This window comes from Streptomyces sp. NPDC013457 (assembly GCF_043089925.1).
GTDB lineage: Bacteria > Actinomycetota > Actinomycetes > Streptomycetales > Streptomycetaceae > Streptomyces.
In genome coordinates, this window is record NZ_JBICBL010000018.1 from 1 (window position 1) to 15,557 (window position 15,557).

Here is a 15,557-nt window from a genome sequence, read left to right on the forward strand (position 1 = left end):
CGGAGCGGGTACCACATCGCTGCGCGATGTGCAAGCGAACACCCGCGCTGCGCGCGGGTGTTGCGCTCCCGCTCCGCGGGAGCGCTGGTGGGACGCTGCGCGTCCCACTCACCAGGTTTGCTTCGCAAGCCTGGTGACGCTCCGTTCGCTGCGCTTCCGGAGCTGCGGGGCTTCGCCCCGCCGGCCCTGGGCTTCGCTTCGCTCTGCCCAGGGTCGGCGGGTCCGCTGCGCTCCCCCGCCTTAAGGGCCCTTCCGGCTGCGCCTCCAGGGCCCATGGGCCCGCTGACGCGGGCCTGGCTGGCTGGAGGAGTGGGGTCTGTCTGTGTGTCAGGTTCTGGTAGCGTCAGCTGCATCATATGATGCAGCATGTAGGGTTGGCGAAAACGTGGCATAGGCTCGGGTGGGGAGATGGCGATCGAAACAGATATCCCTGCGGGGCTCACACGCAGGGCGGAAGGCTTCATCCGGGCTCATGGGTACTGGACCGGTCGTTACGACGTGGAGCGGTACAGGGTTCGGTGGATGGGCCATGGGGTGCCTGCGGCTCAGGTTGATCGGGTGGCGGCCTTCGAGGCGGCTTGGGGCGGTCTGGCTCTTCCGCCTTCTCCTCACTATGACGGGGGGCCGCGGACGCTCAGTGGGGATGTGCCCGAGGGGCCCGATCCTGACTGGCACTTCGGAGCCGGTACGCAGCGTACGGCTCTTCCCTACGCGTTCATGGTCGGCCCGAACGGGGAGTTCGGTCTTCACGCCGGGAAGTGGGTGCCGCTACATGCCAGTGTCGAGGGGTGGGTGGAGGCCCTGGCTCTGGCGTACCACACGCGTCGGTGGGCGCGTACGACCACGAAGCTGAGGGGCGCTGCCGTGGACGAGCTCGAGCTCGATGGGTTCGAGGCCGTGCAGGAGGTTGCCGGCCTTGCGGACACCTGGTGGCGCGGTACCGACTCGCTGGTCGCCGTCTACCGCGGTGAAGCCGAAGTCATGGACGCCCCTCAATGCCTCACTGCCACCGTCTATGCCGGACTCGACGAGTGGGGGCTCAGGGGCCTCGGCACTACGGGCTGAGGCCGGACATATCACCGCTACCTGAGTCTCCATCCCGGAAAGGGAACCAAAAAATGCAGGGAATCTCGCTCAGGGAACATCAGGTCGCTCAAAAGTCGGCCTTCCGAAAATGGGTGGGATTCTCTGCAAGATCATCTGTTCCCCCTCAGGGGGCGCGTGCCATGGGGGTGTCCGCGACAGGGTCCGGGAAGACGATCACAGCCGCTGCGAGTGCCCTGGAGTGCTTCCCCGAGGGCCGGATCCTCGTCATGGTGCCCACCCTGGATCTGATCGTGCAGAGTGCCCAGTCCTGGCGGCGGGTCGGACACCGGGCGCCGATGGTTGCGGTCTGCTCGGTGGACAGGGACGAGGTCCTGGAGCGGCTCGGAGTGCGGACCACGACCAACCCGATCCAGCTCGCGCTGTGGGCGGGATCGGGGCCGGTGGTCGTGTTCGCCACGTACGCCTCCCTGGTCGATCGAGAGGACCCGGAGGACCCTTCGGGCCAGCGGACGGTGCGCGGGCCGTTGGAGGCGGCTCTGGCGGGCGGGGAGCGGCTGTATGGGCAGCGGATGGCTCCGTTCGACCTGGCCATTCTGGACGAGGGGCACATGACGGCCGGGGACATGGGGCGGCCGTGGGCGGCGATCCACGACAACACCCGGATTCCTGTCGACTTCCGGCTCTACCTGACCGCCACCCCGCGGATCCTCGCCGCGCCCCGGCCGCAGCGCGGGCGGGACGGCCGGGAGCTGGTCATCGCGTCGATGGAGGACGACTCCCACACGTACGGCACCCGGATTTTCGATCTTGGGCTGGCGGAGGCGGTGGAACGCTCGATCCTTGCCGGTTTCGAGATCGACGTGCTCGAGATCCGCGACCCCGACCCGATCCTCGGTCTGTCCGAGGACGCGCTGCGCGGCCGACGCCTGGCCCTGCTCCAGGCCGCACTGCTCGAGCACGCGGCGCAGCAGAATCTGCACACCACTATGGTGTTCCACCAGCGGGTCGAGGAAGCCGCGGCGTTCGCCGGGCAGATGCCGGCGACCGCCGCCGAACTGTATACGGCTGAGGCCTCCGCGGCGGCGCTAGCCGGGGCGGAGGAGCTGCCCGCGTCGTCGATCGACGCCGAGCTGTACGAGCTCGAGGACGGGCGTCACGTGCCGCCGGGGCGGGTGTGGGCGGACTGGCTGTGCGGAGACCACCCCATCGCCCACCGGCGTGAAGTGATCCACCGGTTCGCCAACGGCATCAACGCCGAGGGCCGGCGGGTGCACCGGGCGTTCCTCTCCTCGGTACGAGCACTGGGGGTCGGGGTCGACATCACCGGGCTACGCGGGGTCGAGGCCGTGTGCATCGTCGGCTCCCGCAGCTCCCAGGTCGACATCGTCCAGAACATCGGGCGGGCGCTGCGGCCCAACCCGGACGGCAGTGTGAAGACGGCGCGGGTCATCATCCCGGTCTTCCTGCAGCCCGGGGAGGACCCGAAGGACATGGTCGCCTCCGCCAGCTACCAGCCCCTGGTCGACATCCTCCAAGCGCTGCGCTCGCACTCGGAACGCATGGTCGACCAGCTCGCCTCCCGCGCCCTGACCCGCGGCACCGAACGGCGGCGTATCCACGTCCGGCCGGCCCTCGCGGCCGGGGCCGGCCCGGAGAACGGGGACATGCCCGAGGAGGCCGGCGAGGCGCAGCAGGAGGTCGACCGGGTCACCTCGATCGTGATCAACTTCGCCTCCCCCCGCCACGCCGCCGACATCGCAGCCCTCACCCGCTGCCGCGTCATCCGCCCCCAGTCCCTCGTCTGGCTCGAGGGCTACCAGGCCCTGGTCCGGTGGCGTGCCGAGAACGAGATCGCCGGCCTGTACGCCGTCCCCTATGACACCGAGACCGAGGTCGGGACGACTAAGGCGTTTCCGCTTGGGCGATGGGTCCATCAACAGCGGAAAGCGCTGCGGGCCGGTGAACTCGACCTCCATCGCAAAACCCTCCTCGACGAGGCCGGGATGGTGTGGGAACCCGGCGACGAAGCCTGGGAGACCAAACTCGCCGCACTCCGCTCCTACCACCGGGCCACCGGACACCTCGCACCCCGACAAGACACCGTGTGGGGCGAAGGCGAGGCTGACAGTGAGCAGCTGGCCATCGGACAACTCCTCGCCAACCTCCGCCGCAAAAACGGCCTCGGCAAGAACCCGCAGCGCGCGGAGACCCGGGCTGCGCAGCTCGCGGAGATCGACCCGGACTGGAACTGCCCCTGGCCACTCGACTGGCAGCGGCACTACAAGGTGCTCGCGGACCTGGTCGACGCCGACGGCTACCTGCCCGACATCGCACCCGGCGTGCTGATGGACGGCGACGACATCGGACGATGGCTCACGCGGCAAAGAGAAGCGAGCACATGGACACAACTCTCCGCCGAACAACAGGAACGACTGACCAAGCTGGGCATCAAGCCCGTTGAGGCGCCGTCTCACGCGCCCGCTGCTCCTCGTACGACGAAGGGCCTGAGTAAAGCGCAGCAGGCGTTCCAGCGCGGCCTCGCGGCCCTCAAGCAATGGGTGGAGCGGGAAGGCGCCCACCGGCCCGTCCCGCGCGGCCACACCGAACAGATCATGGTCGACGGCGAAACCGAGCCGATCGCCGTCAGATTGGGCGTGTGGGTCTCGAACACCAAATCGAGGTGGGGCAAGCTCGCCCAGGAGCAGCAGGCCGCCCTCACTGCACTGGACGTCCCGTGGGCGGTGGCTGCGCCGGTGCCGAGCCAGCCCGAGGGCTCGGCTGGCAGGGGGCAGGTTGGTCATTAGGATGCAATGGCACGCTGGTCAAACTGAATGTGGGACAGCGAAGTTGGCAAGGCCCTTAGTCCACTGGGTGCATCCAAGAACTACGGGCATCAGGCGGAACACGTGTTGGCGCACGCCCCGCCAGCGAGAAAGAGGAGGCCGGTGGCCTCCCCTTTCTGCTCGTCGGCATCAGTCCCCCACCCGGCACATCAACCCGGTCGAGGGGGCTGCAGGCATCCGTGCCTTCGCTCAGGTTCAAGCGTGGGATGGACGTACGAGGGGGAATCCATAACTTCCTGTTCCGAGAGCTCTTCTTGACGTACGGTTCGCCCATCAAGGGGAGGTACCGGCTATTTCCGTATTCGACGAACTGCACGAACTCGGGTGCTTCGGCCCCGCGTGTCTGATGCTGACCGGCGAGCTGGTGCGGCAGGAAGCACGGCGCTTCCCCGTTCTTGCTCCTCCGGCCGGCTGGCAGAAGGCCGACGAGGAGGATCTGCTGTATGAGTTTCTGGCAGACCGCCTCCAGGCGGTCACCGCCAATCTCCTGGCTCAGGCCGACGACGATGACAGTGTCGGACGCTTGCTGCGAAAATCGATCCGTCGCTGGCTGATCGACCAGGCCCGCAAAACCGCGCTCGGTTCGGTCAGGCGCTCGCTGGAAGATGTGCTGACGGACTGCGGTGCCTTTGAGGTGGTGCCGCCGGGCGAGGCGGGAGCCGGTAGGTGGCGCTTGGCCGGCACGACGGTTCAGACCTGGTCCGGTCCCCCCGGCCCGCTCGTCGACGCCGCGTGCGCTGTGCCGAACATCAAGATCCCGAAGTGGACCAGTGAAACGCGTCGTGCCCCTCTCGCTGACCGGAAGTCGCTGGAAGCCGTGATCCGTGCGGTCTTGTCCACCGCTGCTGGATCGATGGAGGTCGCACAGCTCGTCGAGGTGTTCATTGCCCGTTTTCCTGTGGCGCTGGATCCGGGAGTCCTCCCGCTCCCCGACGATGCGGGATCGCAGATCACCGCCGGTGCGCACGCCTCCCCCGAGGAGATCGTGCTTGCTCGCGACGACGAGGCTGGTGCGACATCGGCCGCGGCACAGATCGTGGCCATGCTCAGCCCCCAGGAGCGGGGCATGGTCGCGTATCTGGAGCGCCCGGGAGAGCTTCAGGCGTTTTTGGGCTGTGGCCGGTCCCAGGCGTATCACCACAGGACACGGCTGAAGGAGAAACTGCAGCAGCTCGTCGGGAACGGAGACGGGCACGAGGTACGTTCGGTGGGGTCGGAGGTGATCCGGCTGTGCAGCGAAGCGGCGCAAGCACGATGAGCGCGGTCGGGGCCGGACGTCCTGGTCGGTATGACGTCAGTCGATGGTGGAGGCCTGCTCAGTCGATGGATGCGGGAGGACGCCATGAGTGACTCGAAAGTGCCGCAGCGGTTCCTGGACCTGGCTCGAAAGATGCGTGGGCCGCATGCTCTGTCGGAGGCAGGGCTGAGAGAGCGCTTCGGTGATCCGGCTCAGGCGGAGATCAATGCTGGTCAGGTATGGCGGGCACGCTGGGACGAGGTCCGCATGCTTGTGCTGATCCTGGAGGTGGGCGCCCGTGAGGTGAACGCCGTCCCCATCACGATCGACCCGCCCGGTGAGGATGAGACCAGCGTGGTCGTGGACGGGGCACATACCGCGTTCGGCGTCGAGGCCACCGTGTGGGCAGGGCTGGTCTCCAGTGTCCCCATGCGCGTGCTGGAGCGCGTGGTCGATGCCTGGGACGAGGACATCGTGGGGTGTGCGGCGGCCCGGGCCCAGGGCCGACCGGCGCCGGCCGCGGCAGGGGTACGCCAGGGACAGATGATCCGTTCCGCCCTGGAGCCGGACGCCGAGACGCGAGCCGGCCTCGCTGATGATCTGGAGCATCTACAACATGCGCCCGGTCTGCCGGTTCAGGAGAGCGGACGGCCTCCCGGGACCTTGGCGTCGCTGCTCGGCGACCGGTTGGACTTGAGGACGCTGTGCTCTGCCTTGGATATGCCGCAGCCCGAGGTCATGAAATTGCTTCGCGGCAAGGCCCCGCTGCCTGCCGACCGGATCGGTGCCATCGCCTCGGCGACCGGGCTGAGCGCAGAGCAGATCGCCCGGACGGTCCGTCCCCTGCCCGCCGATCTCGTCCAGGCCATAGAGCACCCGCGGTGGCGCTCGGTATGGGTACGCCGCGCCCGGCAGATGGAGATCAGTGAAGCCCAGGCGCGTCTTTGGGGCAGTTACGGCGCCTTTGCCCTGGCCGCTCGCGAGACAGGCGGGGGCGCGGCCGACTGGGACGCCCGTCTGCGGCAGTTCCTCGGCGACGAGGACACTACGAAGGGCGGCGCGTGACACGGCGCCGGTTCGACCAGGAGGCTCCGCGTCAGGCGGAGGCGATGATCTCGGCTCTTGAGCGGCTGCACCCCGGCGCTGTGGAAGCACTGCGTGCGGATCCGCTGGCCGAGCTGGGCCGCTGGACGGACCTCCAGGTGTCGCTGGAGGCCGCGTCGGACGGCGGTGGCCGGTGCTCGGTCGCCGGCAGCTACCGGTCGCAGACCGATCCCCCCACGCTGGTGGTCGGGGCGGCCCGCTCACATCGGCGCCGCGGATTCACCGGCCTGCACGAGCTGGGCCACCATCTCCAGCAGACCGACCCCGAGCTGGGGCAGCGCCTGTTCGACTGGGAGGACTCCGAAACGTTCGAGGAAGCCGCCTGTGACGCCTTCGCCGCGCGCATCCTCGTGCCGGATGGGCAGATTGCCGCGGACGTACGCCGCCGCGGGCCCTGCGCCGACGATGTGGTCGCCATGTTCCGCACCTCCCGCGCCTCGCGCGAGGCGTGCTGTGTGCGTGCGGCGCAGTACCTGGCCGGCGGAGGCGCGGTCGTCCTGTTCGACGCCGCGGGCCGGGTGCTGTTCGCCGCGGCTCACGGCATGATTCCGCCGACTCGGGGCTCCGACCAGTCGGGCACCCCGCTCCTGGCCGCGGCCCTGGGGACCCACGACACGGTCGAGCGCGACAAGACGTTCGTGCTCTACCGGTCCGGCCAGCAGAGCGATCTGCTGTACGGGCAGGCAGCCTGGTGTGACGAGGACTACCTGATCGCGGTGCTCGCCGAGGACAACGTGGCCTGGCGTGCTTTCACGGCGCCGCGGCCGCGGACCGGGAGCTCCCGGTTCGGTTCCTGGTGGGAGTGCGAGACGTGCGGGGAGCCGTTCAAGATCACCGAGTCGGCGTGTGCGGACTGCGGGGAGCCTGCGTGCGGGCAGGGGCACTGTGGTTGCACGGCCGCCAGGAGGCGGAGCGACCGTCCCTGCGAGCGCTGCTTCATGGTCCTGGCCCCGTCCCGGTTCGAGGGTGCGAGCACCGTCTGCCGCGACTGTTCCTGACCTGATCGCAGCGGGGGTGAGGGGTGCCCGGACGATCTCGACGGTGTGACGTCAGAGGAGGGTGAGCCGCCGAGTGACGGCTCCGCCCGGGGAAGTCCCGGGCGATGCGCGGCGCTCGGCGCCCCTCACCTGAACGGACACATCCTCATGGGATACACCGAGGACATCCTCAACGACATCCGCGCCCAGATCGACGCCCACCCTGAGCCGCTGGCGCAGGCACGTACGCGGCTGGACCTGGTCAGCTCGAGCGCAATCGGCTTCACGGGCGCACTGCGGACCTACCGCAGTGGTTCGCTGCCCCAGCACACCTTCACCCACCCGGTCGGCGACGGTGACGGCGGAGTCGTCCTGGACCGGCGCGTGTATCCGCGGCTCGGACCGGACGGGGGCGGCGAGACGCCGGCCGCGATCACCGGCGAGCTGTGCGCGCTGCTGGGCCCCGCTGTGCGCAAGGTGTACCCGAAGGCCCGCTGCGGCACCTCCAAGCGCGGCCCGAAGATCACCTTCGGCGAGCCGGTCGACGGCCAGGACCCGACGGTGGACCTGGTCGTGGCCCTCACCCGGAAGGAAGGGGGCGGGCTGTGGATCCCGAACCTGGAGACCGACCGGTGGGAGGCGTCCGACCCGGAGGGACACGTCGCGCTCTTCACCAGCGGGACGCAGTCGATGCGCCGTACCCGCCGCAGGGTGGTGCGCCTGCTGAAGGCGTGGAACAAGCAGTACTCCCAGCCGGGCTTCTCCTCGCACAACCTGACGGTGTGGGCGTGGGAGTTCATCGAGCCGGGGATGGGCGTGGCGAAGGCGCTGGCCACGGTGATGTCCGAGGCTGCGGCCCGGGTGGAGGCCGGTACGGCGACCAAGGACCCTCTGGGGGTCTCGCCGAACGTGAAGCTGCTGGTGGGGCGTGAGTCTGCGGCCCGGCGGCTGCGCGGGGCGGCGGACGGCGTGGCCGAGGCTCTGGCGGTCGACGACGACCGCGAGGCGGTGCTGTCGGCGCTGTCGGGGGTGTTCTACCGATACGTGCAGGCCCCGGTGTCCGACAGTTTCGCGGGCAAGATCGCGGCGCTGCGGCAGCGCACGCCTGTCACAACGGTGACGCTGGGGCTGAGCGGGCCGGCGGCCGAGGTACGTCCCACCCGGGCCTACGGCGCGGGGCATCACGCGTGAGGCGCCGTCCTGCCTGGCGTGCGCCGGCCTGGTTCGCCAGGCCGGCGGCCCGCATCGCCTTCCAGCGACGCCTGGCCGCCTGCGGCCAAGCGGTCAGGGTCATCCCGCCTCCGCACCGCTACCGCGGTGGCTTCGCCCTGGCCGTCCAGCTGCGGGTCGCGGACGTCGTCGAGCAGACGGTCTCGATCGTTTTCGGCCCAGGGGCCCCCGACGTGCCGCATGTGTACACCGATGGGCCGTCGGAGTCGCCTCACCGGTATTCCGATGACGCTTTGTGCATGTGGTACCCGTACGATGCGCCTGAGCAGCGCTGGGTCCGCGCGGACGGGCCGGAGGCCTTGCTGGGGCATGTAGTGGCCCATCTGCTGCGTGAACAATGGTGGCGCGGCACGGGTGAGTGGCCCGGCCAGGAAACTCCCCACGGCCCGTGAGCGGCGTGCCCGGTATCAGTTTGGAGGTTGTCATGGCGCCCGTGCAGACGGCGGTTACTCCGTCGGCCGCAGCAGCGGTGCCTTCCGCGCCGCCCGCGGCGCCTTCCGTGCCGGTCCCGGCGGTGTCGACGGCCACCGTGGTGCCTTCCGCGCCGCCCGCGGCTCCTGCTGCGGCCGATGCCACCTCGGTGTGGCCGGCCGTGGTGTCCGGGGCGTTCCTCGCCGCCGCGCTCACCGCGGCCATCAACATCTGGCTCGCACAGCGAAAGACCCGGGAGGAGGAGCTCAGCAGGCTCCGGACCGCCTTCGCCGAGGCCTTCGCCGCCCACAGCGCCTACAAGGAGATGCCCTACGCCATCAGGCGGCGCCGGTTCGACGCCGCGTCCGAGGAACGCGTACGGCTGTCGGAGACGTTGCGGGAGATCCAGGGCAACCTCTCCTACCACCTTGCCTGGACGAAGATCGAATCCGAAGCGGTGGGCCGTGCCTACGCCGACCTCGTCCAGGAGCTGCGCAAGACGGCCGGAGCGGCCATGCACGCAGCGTGGGAAGCGTCCCCCATCGAGAGCGACACGGCCATGAACATCCCGCCGGCACAGATCGACCTCAGCGCGCTGCAGACGCTGGAGACCGCTTACATCGCTGCCGTCCGGGAGCACCTGCGCACACTCAAAAAGCCGTGGTGGTCCAGGTAGAAGCACCAGAGCGCCTGTCGCACACACTTGCCGGGTCGAGTCCGACTTGTATCAATCGACCGGGAGTGAGAACGCTTCGGGCCGAACATGTATCCATTCTCTGATTGGCTCTACCCCAAGGCATCAGCGTGCAGTGTTCTCGTTTCGGATCATGCGACGCAGGCTGGTGCGCGCTGCCGCGAGGTCTTGGTCCAGGGATGCGATGCGGACCTTGAGGGCAGTGTTCTCGTCGGTAGTCTCCCGGAGCTGGTCAGCGAGCCGTTGGTTGTGACACGTGAGCTCGTCAACCCGTCCGCTCAAGGCGGTAGCGCTCAGGTCATCGAGTTGCTGCCCGAGCTGATACTGGAGAGCCTGCCTCATCTGATCACGCTCTTCGCGCAGGGCGCGGATCTCCTGTCTGGCCAATTCCAACTCCGTGCGCAACGTCGCACTGGGATTCCGGGCAGGTACAGGCTGCGGGACGCTTTGCTGCTGGCGTCGCTGGGCGGCTTCGATGTGTTCGCGGATGCCTTCGGTGTAGGTGAGCCAGGTGGAGACACTGGCGGTGCGGGCGACCGCGGCGTGCGTAATCTTTTTGCCCTGTTGTTCCAGAGTAGTGAGGGCGGTGAGGGCGCGCTGCCGTTTGTCGAGGCTGTCGCGGCGGCGGGCCTGGACGAGGGTGTGCGCGTTGCCGTGGGGGTTCATGCCGGATCCGTCCTCGTGATCACGGTGAGGGGCAGGAGGGTGTGGGTGCCGGCGCGGGCTTTGCGCAAGACGGCGCTGGCTTCTTCGATCTCCTGGCGTTCGGCGGCGGGGAGGGCTGCGAGTTGGCGTCGCATGCGGTCGGTGACCTGCTCGAAGGCGCTGATCTGTGCGGTGAGGGCGGTGGTGACGAATTCGGCAGCGTCCATGGCCTGGGCCGTTTCGCGGTCGGCGCGAAGTTCGTTGACGTGCTGTTCGATCGCTGTGAGGTAGGAGGGGTCGGGGCGGTAGTAGCCGCAGCCAGCGCACTGGAAGCGGATGGGGCAGGAGCTGCCGCCTGCTTTGACGTTGCTGGGTTCGGTGCAGCCGCCGTAGGGGACAGCGACGGAGCGCAGTTCGTATGCGGACTCGGAGCAGGGGCTGGGCCGGCCGTGGTTGTCGACGACGTGTGCGGAGAGTTTGGTGACGGCGTCGCGTTTTCGTTTGAGGGAGACGGCGTAGTAGCGCTGGGTGGTGCTGACGGACTTGTGGTCCATCAGTTCACGCAGGACGTCGAGGGGGGTTCCGGCGTCTGCGTGGCGTTGTGCGTAGGAGTGACGGAACGCGTAGGCGTAGATGAGGGCCCGGTCGAAGGGCAGGGGGTTGCCGTACGGGTCGGCGCCTTCGCCGTGGAGGTGGGGGATGGAGTCGACCCAGTGGCGCAGGGTCTCGCCGAGGTAGCTGGTGTGCAGGTAGGCGCGGGTGGCGAGGTGGGTCAGCGCGGGGAAGAGGAAGTCTGCACCGGCTGGCGGGAGGGTGGGCTGGAGCTGGTCGCGTCGGGCTCTCCAGGTGCGGATGGCTTCGGCGGTGGATGCGGTGATGGGCAGGCGTCGGCGGTACCGGCGGGTCTTGTGGTTGTTCCAGATCAGGGAGATCTGGTCGTTGCGGGTCTCTAGGCAGTCCAGGGGCAGGGAGAGGACTTCAAGGGGGCGTCGTCCGGTGTCCCTGAGCAGGATGTAAAGAGTGCGGTACATCAGTTGCAGGTCTGCGGGGGCGAGGGTGCGTTGGCCTCGGGCCTTGCCCTGTCCGAGGAGGTCGAGGTGGGCGTCGAGCTGGCGGATCACCGGCTCGGGGATGGCTTTGCCGATCTCGTCCTCGTTGGCTTCCTCTTGTGCGATGCGGTGGGTGGCGGGGTCGCGGACGAAGGCGGCTGAGAGGTTTTCGGTGGTCCCGGAGCGCCGGCTGTAGTCGATCAGGGCGAAGAAGTGGCTCGCGATGGACATCCGGTAGTTCCAGCCGGCGGGTTCGCCGTCCAGTTTGAGCGCGGTGCGGAACGCCTCGACCACTGCGGTGACGTCGTCGTAGCGCAGCCGTGCGGGGTCGTCGGTGCCCGGGCGGGGCGCGAGGGCCCGGGAAGCGAGCTCCACCCCGCGCAGCGTGCGGCCGAACTCGTCCGCTCCGGGGCGCTGCTGGATCGTCCAGGTCCGCAGCAGGTCGCGCAGCCAGCGTTGTTTGATGGTGCGCAGGTCGACGGTCTTGGGGGTTCTGATGCCCGCTGGTGTGCGGGATCGCTGGCCCAGGGCTCGCAGGTCAAGGATGTCGTCCTGGGCCGGTGCTGTTCCGGTGTATTCGGCGTGGGCGGCCTGGACCGCGGTGCGGACGCGGGTGAGGAGCCTGAGGACTGCGACGGTGGAACGCGGGCACATCTGCTCGTCGGTGACGGCGCTGACGAGTGTGGCGGTGCCGGCCAGGTCGCGGACCATGCGGCGGACCTGAGCGGGCTCGAAGATCCGCAGCCAGGGTTCTGCCTGCTGCAGGCCGTAGAGGACCTCAAGGCGCAGCGGCTCGGGCAGAGGAAGGAGGCTGAACTGGTGCGGGGCGAGGTACGGGGGCTGTTGTGCCGCCCACGGGGCTACCGGGGCGTCGGGGTGGGAACGGCGGTGTTCGCGGAAGCGCTGCGCGTGGTGGCGGCACAGACCACGGCCGAAGAGGCCCGGCAGCGGGCACGCGGGAGCCGGGCATGCGGGGGTGTCGGTGTAGGGGGCTGCGGTGTCTTCCCACCGGCCGGGAAGTTTGCGGCGGGTGTGGGTCTTCCACTGGGTGTAGTGCGTGAGGCACAACTGCTTGCAGTGGCGTGGGCGGACACAGCGATGCCCGTCTTTGCTGAAGCCGCACTGGTCCGGTACCCCACCGAAAGACACCCGGTTGCGTTCGGGCACGAAGGTGCGGGCGAACTCCTGCATCCGATGCCCCATGCTTCGGGTCGACCCGAAAATGCTGTCGCGGCTCATGGAGATCGAGAAGGATCTGATCCTCCGCCGCAAACGCGCCGAGGACGAGCAGTGGCTCGGCGAGATCGAAGGCATCGACATGACCTTGACCTTCGTCCGCACCAAGCAGGCCGACGCCGCCCGAACTGCCCAACGGGCACCCATCGCCCTCGGAATCCCGACCACTCGCCGGCCCGAGTGAACCTGAATCGTCGATCCGAAAGCTCGATCTCGGCTCGCGACTTGTGAATCTACGTGGCTGACCGCAGGCCCATGCATGATGAGCGAGGCCGTCCCTCGGACGCAGCCAGCTAGCATCCGGGCATGAGACGAGACCAACCACCGAGGCCGGTTGCCGTCGGCGACGTCGTCGCGGTGTAGTCCGAGGCGCTCGGTGCCTGGACCGCCTCGCAGGTCACCGGCATCGACGTCGCGGCAAAGTGTGCTGCGGTTCTCGAGCTGAACTGGTCCGGGCCCGAGCCTGCGACCGTGGCCGACCTGGGCGACGACGTGCAGCCGCTCCAGCTCACGCAACACAGCTGGGGCGGCAAGCTCGCCCACTGCAACCATGGGTGGCTCCTTCCGAAGAGCTTCACGGTGGTCGGCTCCCTGCCCCCGCTGGTGACCAGACCCTCATCTGCCTACAGCCCGGCATGGGGGGGGTGAACAACTGGCACGGCAGCGACACCGGGACAGCGGCGACCGCGAGGACTGGACTTCCCCACATGCGCTGACGTGTACGGCCGACGAGCTGAACGCCGAAAGCACCAGCGGCAACGTACGGGCGGGCGTCGAGCACCTGACGGTCCGCGGGATCACCGAGCTCGACTGCGCCCTCCTCGTGGCTGCCTTCCCTGATCTGACCCGCTTGTCGCTGCGGGGGAACCTCGGAATGCTCACGTCGGCGGCAGCCCTGAACAGACTGCCGCGGTTGCAAGGGCTCACGATCACAGAACTGTTCGGGATGGACGCATCAGACTGTCTTCTGCCGCACCATGTCCCGGACGTGGAGGAGGTATCGCTGTACGGCATTCCGGCGGACTATGCGACCGCGATGCGCAAGACCTGGCGTCCCCACGTGCGACACGGAGTGCAGCTCGACGTCCGCGGAGCGCGCAAGCCGGAATGGGTCGCTGCCAACACTGCCAACCCGCTCCGCGACTGGGACGGCCGCGAGCACATCCCCCGCACCCTCTACCGCAAGGCCGTTGCCCAGTACAAGGCCACCAGGGACGCCTTCCTCGCCGAGGTCACGAGCGGCGAGCAGCATGGCAAAATCGAGGACATCGGGCGCGCCTTCGCCTCCGCCCTCAACGCGCTGGACAGACGCTCGCCCTGCATCGAGACCGTGGAACGCGAGGAGCTCTTCGACGCTCTGGATTTCCTGGTGGACGAAGCACAGACAGCTACCGGGCGCGACCTGTCCGCCGCTCGCACGACGCTCATCGAAGGCGCGAACTCCACCCGCGACTGGTGATCGCCGCCCATCCACTGCCACCCCGTCTGCTACGGCGGATGCCGTTCAGATCAGCTCGCCTTGACTGGTGCAGAGAACGGCGCACTTCGCGCAGCGGCCGAGGAGGTGAGGCGGGCACATCTGCGGTGGGAGGTTCACCGGCTGGGCGGGGGCGGTCATGGCGCGCTTCCTCGGAGATCGGGCGGTCAGGTGCCAACGCGGCCGAGGGGAGATCTCGCCTCCTGGAACCGGTGTGACATGACGTGCGAAAGAATTCGCACAGGTGCTCTAATCGGTGTATGAGGTTCCACCCGTTCCCCGACGACCTCGTTGCCGCCCAGCGATCCTGGGCCGCGACGTACGAGGCCCTCGCCCGGCGGGGCACCACGGCCACCACCCGGCTGCGCCGCCACCTCCTGCGCCTGTCGACCGCCGTCTACTTCCACCCCTACTGGGCACGACCGCGGCCGACGGCGAGGAGGGCGGAGCTGGCGGCTCACGTGCGGGCCGAGCGCGAGCACACCCGGAGCGCGGCATGACCGGGCCGACGCCGTCCCACACCCTGTGGCACGTCCGGTGCCGCCCTGACACCTCCTCGGAAGATCACCGGCTCGTCCTGGACCTCCTTGCGGGGTTCACCCCGCTCGTCCAGCCGCTGCCGCCCACGGCCGGGCTCGCGCAGGTCAAGGGGAGGCTGCGTCTGTTCGGCGTGGACGCTGGCGAGCTCGCGCAGCAGTTCCGGGTGCGAGCGCTCCTGCAGACCGGTATCGACACGCACATCGGCGTCGCCGATACCTGGGCGACCGCCGCTACCGCATCAGCGAGGGTGGGCCGCTCCGGAGTGCTGCACCTGCCCGACCACCGCGCCGTCGAGACGTTCCTCGCCCCGCTCCCCATCGACGCCCTGCACGGCATCGGCCCTGCCCAGGCCAGTCAGCTCCGGGCCTACGGCCTGCACACGGTTGCCGCGCTCGCCGCAATGGACGAGACCGTCGTCTGCAGGATCCTGGGCGGCAAGGCCGGCCGCATCCTGCGCAACCGGGCCCGCGGCATCGACCCCCGCGCCGTAGCCGTCGCACGGATGCCGGAGTCGACCAGCACATCGTTCGGATTCGACCACGGCATGCTCGACCCCGTCCTCGTCCGCGCCGCGCTCCTCGATCTGGCCGTGGAACTCGGCGACCGGATCCGCAGCCGCGCCCAGATCGCCCGCGGCCTCACCCTTGCCGTCAGGCTCGCCGGCGGCGCAACCGCCCAACGCACCAAACGCCTCCCGCAGCCCTCCGCCCACACCGAAGACCTCCGCGTCGGCACCCTGCGGCTCCTGGACGCGATGGCCTTCCAGCGCGCACGGATCCGGCGCCTGACACTGATCGCCGAAGACCTCCGCCCAGCCGACGAAGGACCCGGCACCCAGCTCTCCCTCGACCAGGCCCGCGAGATGCGGCTCCGCCTGGAACCAGTGGTCGACCGGATCAACGCCAAGTACGGCCGCCGCCTCGCCGGACCCGCCAGCGCCTACCGACACGCCAGCTGACCGGGCCAAGCAGAAGGGGGTGTCGGCCCCGTCAGAGATGGTGGGCTGACGGGGCCGGAACGGCTCTGCCAGTTATCGATGGCAGACCCGTTGAAGGAAGCGTGCGTCG

General features: G+C 69.0%; 13 protein-coding genes. 11 read left to right on the plus strand and 2 right to left on the minus strand.

Annotation, left to right across the window (positions count from 1 at the left end; all coding sequences use genetic code 11):
- The first annotated feature begins 864 nt into the window (after positions 1-864).
- The 7 genes from ACF1G2_RS34095 to ACF1G2_RS34125 all read left to right on the plus strand — a co-directional run bounded on the left by ACF1G2_RS34095 (position 865) and on the right by ACF1G2_RS34125 (position 9,525).
- On the plus strand, positions 865-1,065 hold the full coding sequence (locus ACF1G2_RS34095) for a hypothetical protein (protein WP_391802041.1): 201 nt from the start codon (positions 865-867) through the stop codon (positions 1,063-1,065).
- Between the two features lie 53 nt (positions 1,066-1,118).
- Positions 1,119-3,851, plus strand: coding sequence for a Helicase associated domain protein (locus ACF1G2_RS34100; RefSeq protein ID WP_391802042.1), 2,733 nt, complete (start codon positions 1,119-1,121; stop codon positions 3,849-3,851).
- A 385-nt stretch (positions 3,852-4,236) separates the two neighbouring features.
- Positions 4,237-5,148 (plus strand): hypothetical protein, encoded by a 912-nt coding sequence (locus tag ACF1G2_RS34105; RefSeq protein ID WP_391802043.1) that lies wholly within the window; start codon positions 4,237-4,239, stop codon positions 5,146-5,148.
- Positions 5,149-5,232: 84 nt separating this feature from the next.
- A complete protein-coding gene (locus ACF1G2_RS34110; RefSeq protein ID WP_391802044.1) occupies positions 5,233-6,192 on the plus strand; it encodes a hypothetical protein in 960 nt (319 codons plus the stop codon).
- The gene (locus ACF1G2_RS34115; RefSeq protein ID WP_391802045.1) at positions 6,189-7,229 is read left to right on the plus strand and encodes an ImmA/IrrE family metallo-endopeptidase; all 1,041 of its coding nucleotides are present in this window, start codon (positions 6,189-6,191) and stop codon (positions 7,227-7,229) included. Before ACF1G2_RS34110 ends, ACF1G2_RS34115 begins: the two co-directional genes overlap by 4 nt.
- Before the next feature lie 147 nt (positions 7,230-7,376).
- Entirely contained in the window at positions 7,377-8,399 is a 1,023-nt protein-coding gene (locus tag ACF1G2_RS34120; RefSeq protein WP_391802046.1) for a hypothetical protein, read from the plus strand.
- Between the two features lie 427 nt (positions 8,400-8,826).
- A complete protein-coding gene (locus tag ACF1G2_RS34125; RefSeq protein ID WP_391802047.1) occupies positions 8,827-9,525 on the plus strand; it encodes a hypothetical protein in 699 nt (232 codons plus the stop codon).
- A gap of 123 nt (positions 9,526-9,648) precedes the next feature.
- On the opposite strand, the gene ACF1G2_RS34130 is transcribed toward ACF1G2_RS34125, so the two are convergent.
- Together ACF1G2_RS34130 and ACF1G2_RS34135 are read right to left on the minus strand one after the other, a co-directional pair.
- Positions 9,649-10,209: a DUF6262 family protein gene (locus ACF1G2_RS34130; protein WP_391802048.1), complete on the minus strand. Its 561-nt coding sequence runs from the start codon at positions 10,207-10,209 to the stop codon at positions 9,649-9,651.
- Positions 10,206-12,428 carry a tyrosine-type recombinase/integrase gene (locus ACF1G2_RS34135; protein ID WP_391802049.1) on the minus strand — a complete coding sequence of 741 codons (2,223 nt, stop codon included), beginning with the start codon at positions 12,426-12,428 and terminating at the stop codon, positions 10,206-10,208. The genes ACF1G2_RS34130 and ACF1G2_RS34135 overlap by 4 nt, the downstream gene beginning before the upstream one ends.
- A 46-nt stretch (positions 12,429-12,474) precedes the next feature.
- Here ACF1G2_RS34135 and ACF1G2_RS34140 point away from each other — a divergent pair, with 46 nt between their 5' ends.
- From ACF1G2_RS34140 to ACF1G2_RS34155, 4 genes are all read left to right on the plus strand, one after another.
- Positions 12,475-12,657, plus strand: coding sequence for a recombinase (locus ACF1G2_RS34140; RefSeq protein ID WP_391802050.1), 183 nt, complete (start codon positions 12,475-12,477; stop codon positions 12,655-12,657).
- A gap of 690 nt (positions 12,658-13,347) precedes the next feature.
- On the plus strand, positions 13,348-13,932 hold the full coding sequence (locus tag ACF1G2_RS34145) for a hypothetical protein (protein WP_391802051.1): 585 nt from the start codon (positions 13,348-13,350) through the stop codon (positions 13,930-13,932).
- A 278-nt stretch (positions 13,933-14,210) separates the two neighbouring features.
- Positions 14,211-14,450: a hypothetical protein gene (locus ACF1G2_RS34150; RefSeq protein WP_391802052.1), complete on the plus strand. Its 240-nt coding sequence runs from the start codon at positions 14,211-14,213 to the stop codon at positions 14,448-14,450.
- Entirely contained in the window at positions 14,447-15,448 is a 1,002-nt protein-coding gene (locus ACF1G2_RS34155) for a hypothetical protein (RefSeq protein ID WP_391802053.1), read from the plus strand. The genes ACF1G2_RS34150 and ACF1G2_RS34155 overlap by 4 nt, the downstream gene beginning before the upstream one ends.
- The last annotated feature ends 109 nt before the right edge of the window (positions 15,449-15,557 follow it).

Coding starts and splice junctions, on each gene's coding strand:
- ACF1G2_RS34110 (WP_391802044.1), top strand. CDS start 5,233: ATGAGTGACTCGAAAGTGCCGCAGCGGTTCCTGGACCTGGCTCGAAAG.
- ACF1G2_RS34130 (WP_391802048.1), bottom strand. CDS start 10,209: ATGAACCCCCACGGCAACGCGCACACCCTCGTCCAGGCCCGCCGCCGC.
- ACF1G2_RS34135 (WP_391802049.1), bottom strand. CDS start 12,428: ATGCAGGAGTTCGCCCGCACCTTCGTGCCCGAACGCAACCGGGTGTCT.
- ACF1G2_RS34145 (WP_391802051.1), top strand. CDS start 13,348: ATGCTCACGTCGGCGGCAGCCCTGAACAGACTGCCGCGGTTGCAAGGG.
- ACF1G2_RS34140 (WP_391802050.1), top strand. CDS start 12,475: ATGGAGATCGAGAAGGATCTGATCCTCCGCCGCAAACGCGCCGAGGAC.
- ACF1G2_RS34100 (WP_391802042.1), top strand. CDS start 1,119: ATGCAGGGAATCTCGCTCAGGGAACATCAGGTCGCTCAAAAGTCGGCC.
- ACF1G2_RS34155 (WP_391802053.1), top strand. CDS start 14,447: ATGACCGGGCCGACGCCGTCCCACACCCTGTGGCACGTCCGGTGCCGC.
- ACF1G2_RS34105 (WP_391802043.1), top strand. CDS start 4,237: ATGCTGACCGGCGAGCTGGTGCGGCAGGAAGCACGGCGCTTCCCCGTT.
- ACF1G2_RS34150 (WP_391802052.1), top strand. CDS start 14,211: ATGAGGTTCCACCCGTTCCCCGACGACCTCGTTGCCGCCCAGCGATCC.
- ACF1G2_RS34120 (WP_391802046.1), top strand. CDS start 7,377: ATGGGATACACCGAGGACATCCTCAACGACATCCGCGCCCAGATCGAC.